Annotated in this window: 19 protein-coding genes; 8 read left to right on the top strand and 11 right to left on the bottom strand. The window is 41.4% G+C overall.

What is annotated here, in order from left to right; translation table 11 throughout:
* Positions 1–9 precede the first annotated feature (9 nt).
* The 11 genes from C427_RS01415 to cyaY form a co-directional block, all read right to left on the bottom strand.
* Positions 10–402: a hypothetical protein gene (locus C427_RS01415; RefSeq protein ID WP_007637902.1), complete on the bottom strand. Its 393-nt coding sequence runs from the start codon at positions 400–402 to the stop codon at positions 10–12.
* 165 nt (positions 403–567) lie between these two features.
* Positions 568–1,620, bottom strand: a complete 1,053-nt coding sequence (locus tag C427_RS01410) for an MBL fold metallo-hydrolase (protein ID WP_007637903.1) — start codon at positions 1,618–1,620, stop codon at positions 568–570.
* A gap of 21 nt (positions 1,621–1,641) precedes the next feature.
* Positions 1,642–2,811: a heme biosynthesis HemY N-terminal domain-containing protein gene (locus C427_RS01405; protein WP_081589007.1), complete on the bottom strand. Its 1,170-nt coding sequence runs from the start codon at positions 2,809–2,811 to the stop codon at positions 1,642–1,644.
* Positions 2,812–2,813: 2 nt separating this feature from the next.
* Positions 2,814–4,166, bottom strand: a complete 1,353-nt coding sequence (locus C427_RS01400; RefSeq protein ID WP_007637905.1) for a uroporphyrinogen-III C-methyltransferase — start codon at positions 4,164–4,166, stop codon at positions 2,814–2,816.
* The gene (locus tag C427_RS01395) at positions 4,167–4,709 is read right to left on the bottom strand and encodes a uroporphyrinogen-III synthase (protein WP_051075180.1); all 543 of its coding nucleotides are present in this window, start codon (positions 4,707–4,709) and stop codon (positions 4,167–4,169) included.
* 215 nt (positions 4,710–4,924) lie between these two features.
* Complete coding sequence (hemC, locus tag C427_RS01390) at positions 4,925–5,854, bottom strand: hydroxymethylbilane synthase (protein WP_007637907.1); 930 nt, start codon at positions 5,852–5,854, stop codon at positions 4,925–4,927.
* 64 nt (positions 5,855–5,918) lie between these two features.
* On the bottom strand, positions 5,919–6,116 hold the full coding sequence (locus tag C427_RS01385; protein WP_007637908.1) for a GNAT family N-acetyltransferase: 198 nt from the start codon (positions 6,114–6,116) through the stop codon (positions 5,919–5,921).
* 300 nt (positions 6,117–6,416) lie between these two features.
* Positions 6,417–6,887 (bottom strand): YHS domain-containing (seleno)protein, encoded by a 471-nt coding sequence (locus C427_RS01380; RefSeq protein ID WP_007637911.1) that lies wholly within the window; start codon positions 6,885–6,887, stop codon positions 6,417–6,419.
* A 396-nt stretch (positions 6,888–7,283) separates the two neighbouring features.
* On the bottom strand, positions 7,284–8,765 hold the full coding sequence (locus tag C427_RS01375; RefSeq protein WP_007637912.1) for an SLC13 family permease: 1,482 nt from the start codon (positions 8,763–8,765) through the stop codon (positions 7,284–7,286).
* Positions 8,766–9,095: 330 nt separating this feature from the next.
* Positions 9,096–9,767 (bottom strand): alpha/beta hydrolase, encoded by a 672-nt coding sequence (locus C427_RS01370; protein WP_007637913.1) that lies wholly within the window; start codon positions 9,765–9,767, stop codon positions 9,096–9,098.
* A 41-nt stretch (positions 9,768–9,808) separates the two neighbouring features.
* A complete protein-coding gene (gene cyaY / locus C427_RS01365; RefSeq protein WP_007637914.1) occupies positions 9,809–10,126 on the bottom strand; it encodes an iron donor protein CyaY in 318 nt (105 codons plus the stop codon).
* A 145-nt stretch (positions 10,127–10,271) separates the two neighbouring features.
* Between cyaY and gmk the strand changes: the two genes are divergently transcribed.
* The 8 genes from gmk (at position 10,272) to C427_RS01325 (ending at position 18,630) form a co-directional block, all read left to right on the top strand.
* Entirely contained in the window at positions 10,272–10,916 is a 645-nt protein-coding gene (gene gmk, locus C427_RS01360) for a guanylate kinase (RefSeq protein ID WP_007637915.1), read from the top strand.
* A 104-nt stretch (positions 10,917–11,020) separates the two neighbouring features.
* A complete protein-coding gene (gene rpoZ / locus C427_RS01355; RefSeq protein ID WP_007637916.1) occupies positions 11,021–11,293 on the top strand; it encodes a DNA-directed RNA polymerase subunit omega in 273 nt (90 codons plus the stop codon).
* 104 nt (positions 11,294–11,397) lie between these two features.
* Positions 11,398–13,512, top strand: a complete 2,115-nt coding sequence (gene spoT / locus C427_RS01350) for a bifunctional GTP diphosphokinase/guanosine-3',5'-bis pyrophosphate 3'-pyrophosphohydrolase (RefSeq protein WP_007637917.1) — start codon at positions 11,398–11,400, stop codon at positions 13,510–13,512.
* A gap of 51 nt (positions 13,513–13,563) precedes the next feature.
* Entirely contained in the window at positions 13,564–13,950 is a 387-nt protein-coding gene (locus C427_RS01345; protein ID WP_007637918.1) for a RidA family protein, read from the top strand.
* A gap of 46 nt (positions 13,951–13,996) precedes the next feature.
* Entirely contained in the window at positions 13,997–14,686 is a 690-nt protein-coding gene (gene trmH, locus C427_RS01340; protein WP_007637919.1) for a tRNA (guanosine(18)-2'-O)-methyltransferase TrmH, read from the top strand.
* Positions 14,687–14,972: 286 nt separating this feature from the next.
* Complete coding sequence (locus C427_RS01335; protein WP_007637921.1) at positions 14,973–15,605, top strand: peroxiredoxin-like family protein; 633 nt, start codon at positions 14,973–14,975, stop codon at positions 15,603–15,605.
* Between the two features lie 177 nt (positions 15,606–15,782).
* Positions 15,783–17,858: an ATP-dependent DNA helicase RecG gene (recG, locus tag C427_RS01330; protein WP_007637922.1), complete on the top strand. Its 2,076-nt coding sequence runs from the start codon at positions 15,783–15,785 to the stop codon at positions 17,856–17,858.
* The gene (locus C427_RS01325) at positions 17,851–18,630 is read left to right on the top strand and encodes a class I SAM-dependent methyltransferase (protein WP_007637923.1); all 780 of its coding nucleotides are present in this window, start codon (positions 17,851–17,853) and stop codon (positions 18,628–18,630) included. The genes recG and C427_RS01325 overlap by 8 nt, the downstream gene beginning before the upstream one ends.
* Positions 18,631–18,894: the final 264 nt, after the last annotated feature.

Raw genomic sequence — 18,894 nt, 5'->3', positions numbered from 1 at the left:
TATTTAGTTTTATTCTGAACTTAGTGGGCAAAACATCTCTGAGATTAATGGGTTCGAATCTGCATAAATAACTTCATGGCGATAATTGATCGCCCCATCACATAGAAAATTATTACAGGTAAAAGAACGTAATTCCCTTGGCAACAAACATCCTTTGTTACCCTGGAAGACACGAGAGTCTTGGTAACTTCGTGTAGGGAAATAATCGCTATATAAGTCAGTTAACTCTTGTTCAGAAAGCTCAGTTGCTTGAGATGCTAGCAAGTGTTGTAACGATGGGTAGTCTACGAATGCATGGGGTTGTCCATGTTTACAACAAGAGCCCATACAGGTCGCACATGCCTTTCCTAATAGATTGGCTTCATCTTCTGGTAAAGGTGAATAGAGTTGCTCTGAGTACACTTTATGACAGTTTAATTATTTGCTTTAACAACTTTATATATCATGCTGACATGGTGTAAAAATTCGTTTTTCTGTTCCTGACTTAAGTCTGTTAGTTGGTTTTACTTGCAGGTAACAAAGAAAAATTTTCATTTTTTTAGTAACACATTGATAATCTTACACTCGCTACAATATAATTCGTTGTCCTTGTTTAGCAAGCATAAAGTTGAAACCTAGCGTATTTTTTTGTTGAAGCTCTTGTTGAATTTTATCTCTAGGATCTAGACCACTTTCTAGACTGTATTTAATATGGCTGATGATGACACCCATAGACTGAAACTGCTGTTTTTGTTCTACTAACGAATAGAAATAGGTCAGTTCTGACAGTAACCATTTTGGGGTTAAATGACCAAATAATTGATTGTCGGGTTGTTGATTATCAAATGATACTTCTATCACTAGCCCTCTGAGTGTTTTCGTTTGCATTTGTTTAGCTAGGTATTGCCAAATAGCTGCAAGATTTCCTTGTTTCTCCATTTCGTCTGGGCCGGTGTCTCCAAAGTACACAAACAAGTTATTCTGGTATTCAATTACAAATGCAGTTGACTCAACAGAGTGGCTAAGGCTGAATGCTGTAACTTTTAGCTGGGTGTTTTTTAGACTTAAACCTTGCTGAGGAACTAAGTCTATTACTTGGTATTTGTTTAAATGAGGCTGTATACCTCTATTTGTAAAATTCGGCCACGCTTTCCAATTGAAATAGCTATCCTGCATAGTTTGGTTAACTGACTTGAGTGCATAAATAGGTTTATTGCTGTCATCTGGCGCAGCAATCAATAGGCCAGCAACATGGTCTAGGTGTGCATGACTAATCAAATACCCTTTGATGTGGTGATGCAGAATGTTGCCTGTCAGGGATAACTTTTTATCTTTATTTAGTTCTAAGTATTTAAAAGCATTGTTAGCCAGCGATACGTTGATGCCATTAATCACAGTTCCTGCATCTAAGGCAATATAGTTAGGTTCTGATAAAACTCGGAATAAAAAAGCGCTTAGATTACCATCTTGTATACCACCAGCGTCACCTAAAGTGACTAGCTCAAATATGGCATCCGTTTCAGTTGGTGTCGGCGATTGAGATTGCCCTCCAAATAACCGACACGATACAAGCAATAAAAATATACATATGCATATCTGTTTAAGCTGAGAACCAACAAAAGTCTTTTTATCTAACTGCAATGATCTAGCCTTAGGTGGATGTCAGTCCGTGCCCATACTCTGCTTGTAGAGTTGTAGAGCTTGTTTTTGATCGTCTTGTGACTCTTTTATACTTGCCATCAACACTAAATCTTCTCGTCTGTTGCCTAATTTAATAGCTTTAGCCAAAGCTTTTTCTGCTAATTGTTTATCGTTTGCGTTAAACGCAATATGTCCTAGGGCGGATAATAGTTCGACATTTAAACTGTCTTGTTTTAGCCAGGCCTCTAATTTTTTAATTGATGCAGCTGGATTGGGTAACTTAATTAACTTGAACAAAGGTATCAATAGTGGGTGAGGTGCTGAACTTTGGTATTCCACCAAAGCAAGCTCCGCATCGGTATTCATACCTTGATCAATAAGCTGTTGTATATAAGCCGCTTGTTGTGCAGGGTCTTTGCGTGTAGATCGAGGTAACGATTGCCAATTTTCTTTTAGCTGACCAGCTCCCTCTTTGCTCGCGATTTCTGCAAAGTGTCCTTTTGAAGCCTGCTGCATAAAAAGTTCATAATCGTTGCCTAGCGCTTTTTTCCAGCCTTTTAAATTATCTTTTAATTCTTGCCACTTACCTGCTTGGCCTAGTGCTTGTGCCCAAAGTTTTAATACCGGTGGTTGAGCTTGCTGTTTTTGATTTAAACCTCGAATAAGTGTCATCGCCTCGTCCGGCAAATGATGTTGCAAAGCGTCACGAATTAAACATAAATTAGCGGCTAAAGTTGATTTTTCATAGGTGGCAGCCAAGCGCCAATAACTTTTGGCTTGTTCAGGTTGGCCTAATTGTTTTTCAGCTTCTGCTGCGGCCAACAAATTAATCCCATCGAAATCGTCATTTTCAATTTTATTAAAGTTTTCTCTGGCAATCAGATAGTTAGTTTCAGCCAAGGCTATCAAACCAGCAGTAAAGGCTTTTTGCTTCTTACGGTTACCCAAGTTACCTAACCAACTTTTCGAGCCAGAAGCGGCAGCGAGTGAAGTTTTAACTAATAAGTTGATAAGCATGAAGCCGACAAAAATAGCAATCAGCGATAAGCTAAGCGACCAAACATTCATCTCAACCACCCAGCCGTTAAATTCGACCATGACATAACCACTATCGTCAAAAAACATAGCCGCAACGGCTACGCCAATCAACAACATAACCAATACCAAAAAAATTCTAATTAGATGACTCATAATTAATTATTTCCGTTAACAAAACGGTTATTTAAGCGCTGTTCAATTATATCTTGCAGTAACGGAGTAACATTAAACTGTTTAGGATAATGGCTTTCAAAATCAGTTCTTTGTAAATTGCTTAGGCTATCTGTAAACTGAACAACCGTATCTTTTTCAGTGTCGAAAGACTCAATTAATATCCCAAAAGCGGTTTGTAAGGACTGCTGATAAAGCGTTGTGTTTTCTTGTAATGCTGCTACCTGCGCTTGCAATAAGGCAAACTTGAGCTGCTCTTTGGATAACCATTGTTGTTGCACAGACATAAAAGGTTTGATGTCAGCTGTCACCTTCTTAAAACTAAAAAAGTTTTTTGTCGCCTCACGCCAGTTACGCGCCAAATTTGAACGCCAATCATCAATAGATTCTGTTACGGTTTCATCAACCGCATCATCTTCAGGTCTTTTAAAGAATGCTAAAGGTAAGTTATTAACTTGTTTAAGCATGGCACCTAAAGCTAATGCAATAGAGCTGGTTGAAACTTGATTAACTTGCTGTAGGGCCTGTAAATCCTCGGCCAGCTTGGCGCGTAATGGCAACAAACTAGGATCGTCTAAATCTTGAATACGACTATCAGCAGATTGCAACATCATGATGGCAGTCTTTACGTCATGTTCTAACCAAATTTTGCGGCCTGCCATACGTACTAAATAATCGGCTTCGGCTAATAACCAGTCCGCTGGTCTACGTCCCGATACATCCGCTAAATTACGCTGATTGATTTGCACTTGGGCGCTGGTAAGTTGGAGTTGTTCAACCAGACTTTGCACACTGGTTTGTAAAGCTTGATTTTGTTGTTCTAAATCATTTTTTACCTGTTGATTAGAGGCAATAGATTGAGCGATATTTTTTTGCTGCTGAAGCATACTACTTTGCTGTTGTTGCATACTCGTTTGCTGGACAGCTAAGGCATCAGTTTGTTGTTGGATTTGTGCTTGCCACCCCAGCCACGCCCAGTAAACTGCGCCAATGATTGCTATCAGCACTAACAAATTAATCATGGTGAAAAACCACAATATGCCAGTTTTACCTTTAGATACAGTATCTGCTTTATGTGGTGGTGCACTACTTTTACTGCTTGTAAAACCGCTTTTTTTCGCTAACGTATCGACAGATTTGGTTGGCTGTTTTTCTTCACTTTTACTCACTGACGCAGCGCCCTGCTCTTTCTTTGTTGAGGGATCAGTCGTTTTTTCTTTCGCTAATTGTTTTTCCAACGCTGCCAGTTTCGCTGCATCTGACGGGGTTAATTTGTCCTGACTGTCTGCCAGTTTCGCTGCATCTGACGGGGTTAATTTGTCCTGACTGTCTGCCATTTAATGCTCCGAAAAATGTCTTGCGCGTTTAACCACGTGCTGTGCGCATTGTATAAGTGCCTGATCACTTGCATCACGGCTAATGTCTATCTGGGTTACACCCAGTTTAGATGCTATGTCTGCGGTTCGTTGACTAACCACTATCCAGTTTAATGTCGTAAGCCAGCTCGCTTCAAAATACTCAAAGGCTGCTTGAATAACCTCACCACTTGTAGCAATAATGCAACGAATTTGCGCTGGGTACCAGTCTTCTGTGAAAACCGGAGAGTCTAGTTTAACTCGTTTATACACTTCCCACTCTGCCACGTTAGCCCCTCGGGTAACTAGGGTGTCATAAAGTAATTCTCTACCGCCAAAACCTTTCATAATAATCACGCTTTGATTCTCTAGGTGATTAAGTTGGGGTAGGGCGAGTAGCCCTTCAGTTCTAGGTTCTAGTGGAACAACCACAACCAGTCCAGCGTTCTGCAAGATAAGCCCTGTACTGGCCCCAACAGCGAAAAAACAAACGTTTTGTGGCCATTTTTTTTCATCAACACACATTGCTGCGCCGCGACTGTACTGGTCACTATGACATAAACATGGTGTTCAGCACGGCTGCACAATTCGGCTATTTTTGCTGGTAACCGCCCAATAGCATCATTGTCTACAACAGTATCAATCAAGCCGCAAGCAACAGCGGACAGGTTCGCCTGCTTAAATGACTTTGCACTAGTTTGGCATTTAGCTTGTGGCCGAAGCAGTAAAAATGTCACAGGCTAATCGTCATACAAAGCGCTGAGGATCTCCCCTGCCCCTTGGGCCAGAAGCAATTCTGCGACATGTTCGCCTAACTGTTCTGCATTTTCTAAAATATCAGTGTGCTTGGCATACAACATCACCTTACCATCCACCGAACCAACCAAACCCCGTAACGTAATATGTTTTTCATCTAACTCAGCAAAGCTACCAATAGGCACTTGGCAACCACCATTTAATTTGGTGTTCATAGCTCGTTCTGCTTTTATCCTAATAGATGTTTCAAAGTGATTCAAAGGAGCTAATAGTGCAATCAGCTCTGCATCATCATTACGACATTCAATGCCTACGGCACCCTGCCCCACAGCTGGAAGTGATATTTCAGGTTGAATCTCAGACTGGATTCGCTCTCGCATACCTAGTCGGATCAAGCCTGCTGCGGCTAATATAATGGCGTCATATCCACCCGCATCTAACTTAGCCAATCGGGTGTTCACATTGCCGCGTAAATCCTTAATCACCAAGTCAGGTCTGACTTTGCGTATTTGGCACTGACGCCTCAAACTAGATGTACCGACCACTGCATTGAGTGGTAACACTTCGAGTGAATTGAAGTGATTTGACACAAAAGCATCGAAAGGATTTTCGCGCTCACAAATAGCATGCAGGCCAAATCCATCGGGGAAAGCGATAGGCACGTCTTTCATAGAATGCACCGCAATATCAGCCCGACCTTCAGTCATCGCCACTTCTAGTTCTTTAATAAATAGACCTTTACCACCAATTTTAGCTAAAGGGGTATCTAAAATCTTGTCGCCCTGAGTACTCATCGGCACAAGTTCTATTTGTAAATTGTTATGCGCGTTAAGTAAAGCCGCTTTAACGAACTCAGCTTGCCATAACGCTAAGGCACTTTTGCGCGTGGCGATCCGGATAATGCGTTTTGACATGAAACTTCCTGAAAAAAATTACATGATATATGTTATCAGAAACATACCTGCTGTGAGAGCTTGGCTAAAGACAAATTTTGAGTAAAGGTAAAAAACGCCTCGAAACACTGAGGGATTCTGTTTCACCAACCTTGACTGCACCCTTTACCAAATAAAAGTCTTCGACAAAGGGATCGGCTTGTAATTTAATACTTTTTGCGTTGTGTGCTTTTGCGACAGCTATCGCTAAAGCCAGCAAGTATTTACCCCAACCCTGACCCATAAAACAGGGCTTCGATTTCTGGGGGAGCAATGTCAAAATGGTTTAGAATAAAAAACCTGTTAGACCATGGCCGCTTAATTCGACTACTTTAAACCAGTAAGTTGGCGATGGGCGATGGGAGTTGGCTTTCACTATGCATTGACTCTTGTATACAGCTCGCTAGAAATCCGGCTCTATCACCCTAATAACCTTTGACCGCAGCGCTAATTCACTTAGCAATGCCGCTTCTTCAGGTTTTGCAACACGCATACTGTTTACTAACATTAAAATTCTAGGTCTAAGCCAAGGCAATAAGCATCATTAGTGACTTAGATACGTATTTACATCAGTAATTTCAGGGTAATTTTTATCAGCAGAAATAATGTCTCCTTGAAGCGCCTCAAACCATTCCTTTTGAACATTCTTGTTATAGTTTAAATACAACTTTGCATCTTCTATGTACCATACATTTGGGTCTATTCCAGCAGTCTTTCCAGCAGCCATTGCCCATGCGCAGTAGCCACCGTATTGAGCGGCATACATTTCAGGGTTTTGTTTAAACAAGTCTAGATTCTTTTGGGTCGCGAATCTCCAATTGGCATCACGCCATAAAAATTGAAATTTCTTGTCGCCTTTGACTGGTTTACCTTGGGTAAAATAGGCAACCGTGTCATAACCTTCAATCGCGGTATCGTTAAATATGCCTGTGTTCACTGCGTCATCAAGGGCAAAAGCAGGTAAGGTAAAAAGTGTAAAAACGACAACACTAAGGTATTTCACAAACTTGTTCATTAATCTCTCCGTTTAACAATAATAATAATCTTGCTGCATTAAACCGGACGAGGTTAATTATTATTTCATTACAAAGCGAATATCAATTCATTTTGCTTAAGGAGCCTTATTCTCTGAAATATTTTTTATGGAATACTCATTGAATAGATAAAGGCTTGTGATGGTGTTTTAAATGTTGTCTGGGTTCTTTGCCCATAATAAATTTGCCTACATATCCTCGGTCTCAAATAATACCCGAGTTTATTCACATGTGGTTGAACATTCTTAGCGGCTATAACACTCAAAAGGTATCACTGGGACTTGAGTCATCTTTTGTATAAATGATGTGACATGCAGCAACCGTTAATAATAAAAACGCGGATAAACTTTACACCTCGCTTTTATAAATAAATTCACTCATAAAAATACCAAAGGTGCTAACCAAATCGATACGACAGAAAGTAACAACATACCAATCAAATTCAATATTGCGCCAGCTCTTACCATTTGTGGGATATTGATAAGTCCGGATGCAAACACAATCGCATTCGGGGGGGTGGCAACAGGCAACATAAAAGCACAACTTGCAGCTAGCGTAATAGGGACACACAAGAGTAGTGGTGATACACCTAATTCAAGAGCAACGGCGGCGACTACAGGTAAAAAGGTAGCCGCAGTGGCAACATTACTAGTTAATTCAGTTAAAAAAATCACTAAACCGGTGGCAGCAATCACTAAGGTAAATATACCAAATGCACCTAGATGGGTCAGGCTACTGCCTAACCAAGCTGCCAGACCCGAGGATGAAACAGCAGCAGCTAAACTTAATCCCCCACCAAATAAAATCAGCACTCCCCAAGGCAGTCGACTAACATCATCCCAAATCATAATTTGAGGTTGTTTTTTATCGCCACTAGGCAATAAAAACAGTAACAAGGCTGCTGTCATTACAATGCCAGTATCACTCAAAAAATCGATATCCAACAACGTGGATAATGGTCTTCTAACCATCCAAAATATTACAACCAGTGCAAAAATTGTTGCAACACATTTTTCAGCCGAAGTCATTTTTCCAAGATCGCTTTTCAATTCGGCTAAATGTCTATTTACTTCAGGATTAGCAGGGATATTTATCTTGAACGTCCAGCGTGTAAGCGATAACCAAGCCAGCGGTAACATCACTATCATCACAGGCACGCCCACTAACATCCAACTGACAAAGGTGATTTTAATATCATAATTATCATTCAAAAACGCTGCTAAGAGAGCGTTCGGTGGGGTGCCAACCAATGTGGCTAATCCCCCTATTGTCGCGGCATACGCTAATCCAAGTAGCATCGCCACTTGAAATGACTTAGTTTGATCCTGGCTCAAATGTGTGTTGTTGTCTGCAATGACTCTTGCGACAGATAATGCAATAGGCATTAACATCATAGTAGTGGATGTATTCGTCATCCACATAGACAATAAAGCAGCAACTAACATGAAGCCGCCAATCAGGCGACTACCATCAGTGCCGGTATAAGATAAAATAGTCAAGGCAATCCGTTTGTGCAAATCCCATCTTTCTACTGCTAGGGCTAAAATAAATGCACCGAGGAATAAGTAAATTATAGGGTTAGCATAAGAAACAGTTGCTTCTGCTAACGTGGTAATACCCATGAAAGGAAAGATCACGATAGGTAATAATGCAGTTACAGGAACGGGCACTGCTTCGGTTGCCCACCAAATGGCCATCCATAATCCAATAGCTGCCACTTGCCACGCTGCAGAGTCCATTATGGTTTGTGACCCACCCATTAACATCATCAACACAAAAATGCCTGGTCCCATAACCAAACCTATATCTTGGTATCGCGCACGATGTTGGTCTGTAATATCCGCTAAGCTATTACTCATTTTGCTACCTTGTGCATAAGTTAATTGTAGTGAGCCAGATCAATTCATGGAATCTAGCTCTTTGACGACAGCAGTTTGAATCTGCTATTAAACTCAATGTCATAACTTCGGTCGTCTTAACGCTATGGATTATATAAAAATCCGAAATGACACTTGGCAAGTGGAACTGACTCAGCACTCAAGTCAGCAATACCGAGCGCAAACCAGTGGCAGTGTTATTCTAGATAATTAAGTTTCGAACAAGGCTTTTAAAACTCTTTGCCCTTAACATCTTGCCGTTTTTCAGAATTTAGCCACTAAGATCAAGAATTATAAACGCACCTAAAACTGTTAACTTAATTTCTCTTGTAACCAGCTTGAAATATCATTGAGCTGTTGCATACACACGTTATGCTGCATCGCATATTCATGCCAAGTGGCTTGGTAACCATTACTTTCCAACACTTTAAAAGCGGTGTTACCCATAAAGATAGGCACGACATCATCATGGGTGCCATGAGCTACAAAGAACGGGGTGTTTTTGTTTGCAGAGTGCGCTTCTTCATTGAGTTTTTCTGGCTCACTCATATAGCTGGACATAGACATGACACCAGCCAGAGTGTGTGCAGTGCGAGTGCCTAGATTTAAGGCAATCACACCACCTTGAGAAAACCCTGCCAAGACAATCTTATGAGCAGGAATACCTTGGGCAATTTCTTTTTCAATTAAATCAGCCACTAAGGCAGATGACTCTGTCACACCTTGGCTATCTGCTCGGTTATTAAAATCTAAGCTAGTAATGTCGTACCAAGCACGCATTGTCATGCCATTATTGATAGTCACAGGGCGCATCGGTGCGTGCGGAAAAACAAACCGAATACCTAGTTCATCAGGTAATTTTAGGTCAGGCACAATGGGGGCAAAACCATTACCAGAATCCCCTAAGCCATGCAACCATATAACTGTGGCTCTTGGCTTACTTTTTGGATTGACTTCAACATAAGGTAAAGCGTGTTCGCTCATAGACATTATCTCGTTGGGTTAGATGAGTTATTTTTTAAGGACTATTTTTTGAGCGTAATCGCTTGTTCAGCTTGTTTAGAAACCGCTGCATCCAAAAACGACCAAAACTCTACACCTGTTCGTTCGTCTATCCATTGCTCGTTCTGAAAATTAAAATGATGACCGTTAAACTTAGTGGCTACCCACAACTGGTGTAATGGTGGTTGTTTATTGATTATGATTTTAGTGCCATTTAAGAAAATCATAGTGAGTATGCTACTCGCTGACTCATAATCTATATCGACTTCACACTCGTCGAGCATTTCTTCAATATCAATTAACAAGTCATCAGTTAATTGATGATATTGGCTATCGTTCATGTTGCTTTCATCCGTTTAATTATCTGGCAGCAGAGATTATGACTGTCATATCACTGAATCCACTTCGACATATTTGGTACAATAATATTATGCTAACATTGCTAATCAATCGCGACATAATAATTAATCATTAAAAGATAAAAAAATGCCTCAAACTCTTGGAAATTTATTTATTTTGGCGGCGCCGTCTGGCGCCGGTAAATCTAGCTTAATCAAAGCCCTATTAGAAAAACATCCTGCAACAGGTGAGCATGACAATGCGATGCAAGTGTCTGTGTCACATACAACCCGAGCAGCACGACCCGGTGAGGTTGATGGTATGCATTATCATTTTGTTGATCGCGCAGAATTTGAGTCGTTGATTGAACAAGGTGCTTTTTTTGAACATGCGGAAGTATTTGGTAATTATTACGGCACTTCTAAGATTATTATAGAGCAAACTCTTCGCCAAGGAATCGATGTATTCCTGGATATAGATTGGCAAGGTGCACGGCAAGTTAAAGCACAAATTCCCGATACCGCGACCATTTTTGTAGCGCCGCCTTCAAAAGACGAACTTAAAAGGCGTTTAACTGAGCGAGGTCAAGACTCAGTTGAGGTTATCGAGCAGCGAATGATCAAAGCAGTCTCTGAAATTTCTCATTACCATGAGTTTGATTTCGTGGTGGTAAATGATAATTTTGCTGCGGCTCTGGCAGAGCTAGATGCGATAGTGACCACTCGCCGTTTGCGCAAAGAAAAACAGATTATTCGCCACCAGCAGTTGTTTGATAATTTGTTGGGATCATAATTACGCTATATTGATCATTAATAGTTCAAATAGCTTTTACAATGGCGCATTAACCAGTACACTATGCGACCTTTTTTTCATATTACCACCCGACGGAGATCACCATGGCCCGCGTAACAGTTGAAGATGCTGTAGATAAAATTGGCAACCGATTTGATTTAGTTTTAGTCGCTGCTCGTCGTGCTCGCCAAATTGCTATTGAAGGTAAAGAACCATTAGTAGAACGTGGCACAGATAAGCCCACCGTAATTGCTTTACGGGAAATAGAACTCGGTTTAGTGACTGCTGATACGTTAGAAGCTGAAAATCTTCGCGATCAACGAGCACATGACCAAGCTGAATTTGCTTCTGTAGCAAACATTCTGCAAGAGCAATAAACAGCTCTATTTTAACGGCTTTTCATCAATCTGATGTTTAGCCGTTGGCTTCCCGCCAAATTCCCCGTATTCTTAACTCATCAATTATTTTATAAGCGTTTAGTGTGTATCTTTTTGAAGGTTTAAAACAAAAACTTGAAGCCTATTTACCGCCCGATAAAGTGGCGGATACTCAGCGTGCCTTTATTCTAGCCAGAGATGCTCACAGCGGACAAATGCGTTCCAGTGGTGACCCTTATATTACTCATCCTGTCGCAGTCGCTTGCATATTAGCAGACATGCGCCTTGACCATGAAACCTTGATGGCAGCCCTACTACATGACGTGATAGAAGATACTCACCATAATAAGGAAGACTTAAGTCGACAATTTGGTGAAACAGTAGGCGAACTTGTAGAAGGAGTGAGCAAACTAGAAAAAATTCACTTCAGCAGCACTCAAGAAGCTCAAGCAGAAAATTTTCGCAAGATGATGATGGCTATGGTCCAAGATATCCGTGTCATTCTAATAAAACTTGCCGATCGCACTCATAACATGCGCACTTTAGGCTCTTTACGTCCAGATAAGCGGCGGCGTATTGCCCGCGAAACCTTAGAAATATATGCACCTATTGCTCATCGATTGGGAATTCACGAAATTAAAAATGAGCTTGAAGAATTAGGTTTTCAGGCAATGTATCCGATGCGCTACCGCGCATTAGGTAATGCCGTCAAACAAGCCCGTGGTAACCGCAAAGAAGTCATCGAAAATACCCGCAAAGAAGTTGAGACTCGTTTAGCTGCAGTTAAAATAAACGCGACTGTTACCGGCCGCGAAAAACATTTGTATTCGATTTATCGTAAAATGAAAAACAAAGAGTTGATGTTCAACGAAGTCATGGATATTTATGCTTTTCGAGTGGTAGTAGACTCGGTTGATCATTGTTATCGGGCTTTAGGTGCGATGCATGGCTTATACAAACCCATCGAGAGCCGCTTTAAAGATTATATTGCTATCCCTCGCACTAATGGTTATCAATCATTGCATACGTCATTGATTGGTCCGCACGGTATTCCCGTCGAAATTCAAATTCGCACCAACGACATGGATCATATGGCAGACAAGGGTGTGGCAGCACATTGGGTTTATAAAGATACCAAGGATAGTAACGATACCACTGCCCAAGTACGTGCGCGTAAATGGATGCAGTCTTTGATTGAGTTACAGCATAGCGCCAGTTCTTCTTTTGAATTTATAGAAAATGTTAAAACAGATTTATTCCCTGATGAAATCTATGTGTTTACCCCAGATGGCAGGATCATTGAGTTACCACTTGGTGCAACAGCAGTAGACTTTGCTTACGCGGTGCATACTGATGTCGGTAATTCTTGTGTTGGGGTAAAAGTAGAAAGACGTACATTTTCACTGAGTAAACCATTAGAAAATGGTCAAACAGTTGAAATTATTACCTCTCCCAGAGCCAAACCTAATGCTAACTGGCTCAATTTTGTAGTCAGTGCCAAGGCACGTTCACGTATTCGCCATTATTTAAAAAATCAACGCTCTGAAGAAGCGATATTAATGGGTACTCGACTGCTCAGGCATGCTTTAGGTAAAGTGAAACTGGATAAACTACTGCAAACGGATATTGACCGCGTTGTGCTCGAAACCAAACATAATAGTTTCGCTGAACTACTGGCAGACATTGGCCTAGGTAATGAGCTTAGCGCTATAGTCGCAAGACGATTGTTAGGCGAAAATACCAATCTATCTGATAAACAAAATAAAGTTGCAATTCGTGGAACCGAAGGCTTATTAGTTTCCTACTCGCGCTGCTGTCACCCTATTCCCGATGATGAAATTGTTGCCGTCATAAGTCCTGGAAAGGGCATGGCTATTCATCAAACTGGCTGCAGTAACATTCGTAAACTAAGTAAAGAAGAGCCTCACCGTGTGTTAGTCATGCTATGGGGGGATGATGTACTCGGTAATTTTCACGCAGCGCTGCGCATCGAGTTAATTAACCATCAAGGTACTTTAGCAACCTTAACCAATACGGTTGCGAGCTGTGGTTCAAACATTGTTGGATTACAAACTGAAGAAAAAGAAAGTAACGTGTATTATATTGATATCGAGCTGACCATCAAAAACCGTCTGCAATTAGCCAATGTGATGCGTAAAATCCGAACTATGCCAGAAGTACAGCGGGTATCCAGGCATAGTCAAGCAAAACAGAATTAGGGATTACCCTCATTCACTCACACATCTACAAATAGAAAAAAGGTAACTAATATGTCTAAGTCCGTTATCCATACCGACAAGGCGCCACAAGCTATTGGCACCTACAGCCAAGCGATTAAGAGTGGTACCACTGTGTACCTATCCGGGCAAATCCCTTTGGTACCAGAAACCATGCAGGTCATTTCTGAAGATTTTTCAGAACAAGCCCATCAAGTATTCAAAAATATTCAAGCAGTATGCGCAGCGGCTGACGGCTCAATCAATCATCTTGTAAAAGTGAATATATTTCTAACTGATTTGTCTAACTTTGCCACCTTAAATGAAATCATGAGTCAGTATTTCAAACAACCTTATCCTGCCAGAGCAGCAGTACAAGTGAGCGCTTTACCCAAAGGTGTACAAATTGAAATCGACGGCGTGATGGAGCTTCCTGAGTAAGTAATCACTTACTTAGTATTGATGCATTATGCCAGCAGAAACCTACATGTCAGCGGAGCGTTATGCCCGGATCAGGCATTTTCTTAGTCAACGCCAGCCCAGCTTAACTTTGTGTTTAGAACAGCTGCATAAGCCGCACAATGTTTCTGCCATTGTGCGCAGTTGTGATGCGGTCGGTGTGTATGAAGTGCATGCAGTCTGGAACGAAAAACCAGAATTCCGCAAAAGCACTGCTATGGGCAGCGAAAACTGGGTATATACCAAAGAACATTCATGTATTGAGGATGCGGTTGATCATTTAAAAACCCAAGACATGCAGGTCCTAGTAACAAACTTATCTGAAAATGCAGTGGATTTTCGTGAAATTGACTACACCCTACCTACGGCCATCATTCTGGGCCAAGAAAAACATGGTGCAACCCAAGAAGCCGTGGCAGCAGCTGACCAAGATATTATTATTCCTATGGTGGGCATGGTGCAATCCCTCAATGTATCAGTGGCTGCAGCGCTTATCTTGTATGAAGCTCAGCGACAAAGACAACAAGCAGGAATGTATAATACCCAGCAGTTAACCGAGCAAGCCTGCCAAAAAATGCTATTTGAAGGTGGTTTCCCTAGACTACGAGAAATATGTGACCGCAAGGGATTACCTTATCCACATATTGACTCAAGAGGACACATTGACGAAGGTGCTAACTGGTGGAAAAAAATACAGTTGACGGGTAAAAACCTTTAATAAACGTAAACAATCACCTTGATGACATTTGCCTTAATACCTCGCTATACGCCAACAGCAAGGCCGTTCGTTTAAGTTACCCTACAGATAATCTTCTCTTAGAATTTTCCATATTCACTGCTGGTGAGAATTTGTTGAATATCTGAGACGTTGCCTTCTGTATCTAATTAATTGCATGCAAACGTGCATATTACTTGAAAGTTATTTTTACCCATATAGGTCTATCAACTTAGTTGTCTAATCAAATCGTGTCTTATACCTATAATCACATTAACAAGAGAAAACTATGACGTATTTTAGAATTATCCTTGGGCTATTTATTTTGTTTTTGGTATTACCTGCCAAGGCGCTGGATAGAACAAAAATAGCTGACACAGCTCTAAACGTTACCCCGCTATTAATTGGTCAGTCCGCACCAAACAGTAAGTTACAAACAGTTAATGGCGACCCAGTCAGTCTAAAAGCCTTAACGATGCAAAAACCGACAGTGTTAATTTTTTATCGCGGCGGTTGGTGCCCTTATTGTAATCGTCAACTTGCTGGTTTAAAGGATATTGAAGACAAACTTGACGCGTTAGGTTATCAAATATTAGCTATTTCTCCTGAAACACCGGCCCAATTGCAAGAACAAAAACTCCAAACAAAATTTACAGTACAGTTATTAGCAGATCCTGAACTAGAGGCTATTAGTGGCTTTGGGATCGGCTTTTATGTGCCAGACGAAAAGCGCACAACATACAAATCTAAATGGGACATTAACTTAACCAGCGATAAAAATTCCGGTAAAGCCGTGTTACCTGCACCAGCGGTGTTTATTTTGGATACCAACGGTAAGGTGCTGTTTAGTTACGTTAATCCAGATTTTAAAACGCGTATTTCGCCTGAATTACTTTATCAGGCTGCAAAATTGTCCTTGTAAGTATTTTTATTACCGAGCTGACTGTTTTGGGCTCGGTAAACCTTGCGCAATACTGTAAGATCTCCGAGTATATGTAACCTATATTACCGATGAGTGCTTGGACTGCGTTTTGTTATTTGCCCTTTCTATAACTTTCTATTTTTCATCCTCACACAACCTAATACAGATGGATAGGTTATGAAGGGATTAGCACAAACTCCCGTAACCGAGCTAAAAGGTGTGGGCGCCAAAGCTGCAGAAAAATTAGCCAAGCTAGCAATTGTGTCGGTACAAGACCTACTATTTCATTTGCCTCATAGGTACGAAGACCGCACCCGCATTTATCCCATCTCAGACTTGCAACCTCACTTACATACCAGTATTCAAGGTGAGGTGATGTCATGTGATATCCAGTTTGGTCGCAGGCGAATGTTAGTTGTAAGGCTTAGCGATGGAACGGGAACTGTAACGTTACGTTTTTTTCATTTTTCAGCGTCACAAAAAAATAGTCTTGAATCTGGGGCCACCATTCGTTGTTTTGGTGAAGTGAAAGCGGGCAAATATGGCCTTGAGATCATGCACCCAGAGTATAAATCGATTAATCTCGATAATCCCCAAGCCTTGCAAGAATCTCTCACCCCGGTTTACCCCGCTACTGAAGGTATCAAACAGATCACCTTGCGTAATTTAACCGAGCAAGCGCTAAAACTACTGAGTAAAGGGGGGTTAGCTGAACTATTACCAGAAGGCTTATATCAACACCAAATTGGCTTAGTTGACGCTTTACACTTAGTCCACCGGCCACCGCCGGATGTGACCTTATCGTTATTTGAGGAAGGTAGACACCCCGCCCAGCAACGTTTAATTATAGAGGAGTTATTAGCTCACCACCTCAGTGTGTTAAAGGTCCGTCAACAAAGTCAGCAACAAGCAACATTCCCAATCAAACCTAATACGTCATTGCTTAATCAATTTTTAAAAAATTTACCCTTCAAACCCACAGGCGCACAACAGCGAGTAGTGGGCGAAATACAAGATGATATGCAGCAAAATTGCCCGATGATGCGATTAGTACAAGGCGATGTAGGGTCAGGCAAAACTGTGGTGGCTGCTATGGCGGCATTATCTGCCATCGGCGCAGGTTATCAAGTGGGGCTGATGGCACCCACTGAACTATTAGCCGAGCAACATTTCAATAACTTCCGTCAATGGTTTGAACCATTAGGTATCGAAGTCGGTTGGTTAGCCGGGAAATTAAAAGGTAAAGTCAGAGAAAAAGTATTAGCTCAATTAGCCAACAACGAAGTCAAAATGTTGGTAGGCACCCATGCCATTTTTCAAGAAGCCGTCACGTTTTCATCATTGGCTTTGGTAGTCGTGGATGAACAGCATCGCTTTGGTGTGCATCAACGTCTAGCGTTGCGTGAAAAGGGTGAGTCTCAAGGGGCATTTCCTCATCAGTTAATCATGACCGCCACCCCTATTCCACGCACATTGGCGATGACCGCTTATGCAGATTTAGATACGTCAATTATTGATGAATTACCACCGGGCAGAACACCTGTAAAAACTGTGGTTTTACCCGATGCTCGACGCGATGAGGTAATTACCAGAGTGCGTGACGTAAGCGTTAAGCAAGGCAGGCAAACCTATTGGGTATGTACACTAATAGATGAATCTGAGTTTTTACAAAGCCAAGCAGCGGAAGATACTGCCATTTTATTGCGAACAGCATTACCAGAACTGAAAGTAGGTTTAGTACATGGCAGACTAAAATCTAATGAAAAACAACAAATTATGGCTGACTTTAAAGCAGGTGCCTTAGACTTATTGGTAGCAACCACTGTGATTGAAGTAGGTGTTGATGTGCCCAATGCCAGCCTGATGATTATCGAAAATCCAGAACGTTTAGGGCTGGCGCAATTGCACCAATTACGTGGGCGTGTAGGTCGAGGCTCAATAGAAAGCCATTGCGTTTTAATGTACCAAAGCCCTTTGTCTAAAACGGCTAACAAACGTTTGGCTGTTCTTAGGGAGTCCAACGACGGATTTTATATCGCTCAACAGGATTTAGAAATTCGCGGACCAGGAGAGCTTTTAGGCACCAAACAAACTGGGTTAGCTGATTTAAAGATTGCAGATCTGATGCGTGATGCAGAGCTCATACCTCAAGTTCAAAATATTGCTAACCACCTATGGGATCAATACCCATCAAACGCCCAAGCAATAGTGAATCGCTGGTTAAGTAACAAAGAGCACTTTGGTCATGCGTAACATCCCTGTTACGGTGCCGCGAGACGCTGCACCCGAATTAACATTACTAGCCCAACAAACCGCTGCAAAGTGGGGATTAATGTATCGCGAAAACACCGATTCTGGCTTAGCCTTGGTACAGCAAATTTCTCACTTGGAATTACGTCAATTAGACGAGCCAAAAGTAGGCGCAGTAAAAGTCGATTTTACTTCAGACGCACTTACGTTTAGACGATTACATGGCGGAGGTAAAAAAGAAGCCATTGCCAGAGCAATTGGCTTAAAAGGTAAGAGCAGTTTGCACGTACTCGATGCCACAGCGGGTTTGGGCCGAGACGCTTTTGTGCTTGCCAGCTTAGGTTGCAAAGTAGATATGATTGAGCGGTCTGCAGTTGTTGCTGCTTTACTCCAAGATGGGCTAAAGCGTGCAGCTGCTGATGTTGAATTGAGTTCATGGATGCCTGCGAATATGCAGTTATTTCACGATGTGGCAACAGACCTATTAGCTGATTGGCCTTATGAAAAACCAGATGTGGTGTATCTTGATCCGATGTTCCCACATCGTAAAAAAAATGCTGCGGTCAAAAAAGATATGCGCATATTTCAACAGTTACTTGGTCCAGATGAAGACGCAGACCTTTTGCTTGGACCCGCATTAACACTGGCGAAAAACCGAGTGGTAGTAAAACGTCCTTCCGGTGCACCATTTTTGGATGGTAAAAAGCCTCACATTGAAATGTTAGGTAAGGCTAATCGCTTTGATGTTTATCTGATTCAAAATGTAAATAAATAAAGGACTTTTCGGTCTGCTAATAAGAATTAGGCAACCAGAGACACCCAAAGTATAGACTAGTTGGTACTGTGCCCCTCAGTGCTTTGAGTTTACTTTCAAATAAAGTTCATTACCTCACTAATTTACTGCGCTGATTTACTGCGCTGATTTACTGCACTGATTTACTGCGCTGATTTACTGCACTAATCTCCAGCACTATTTTTTTTGTTCTTGAAGAACAAATTATTTCGTTTTCAAATTTTATTAATCAGCCTAATAATCATA

Source organism: Paraglaciecola psychrophila 170 (assembly GCF_000347635.1).
GTDB lineage: Bacteria > Pseudomonadota > Gammaproteobacteria > Enterobacterales > Alteromonadaceae > Paraglaciecola > Paraglaciecola psychrophila.
The sequence above is the reverse complement of the archived record's forward strand: the minus strand, read 5'-3'. Positions and strand labels throughout refer to the sequence as shown.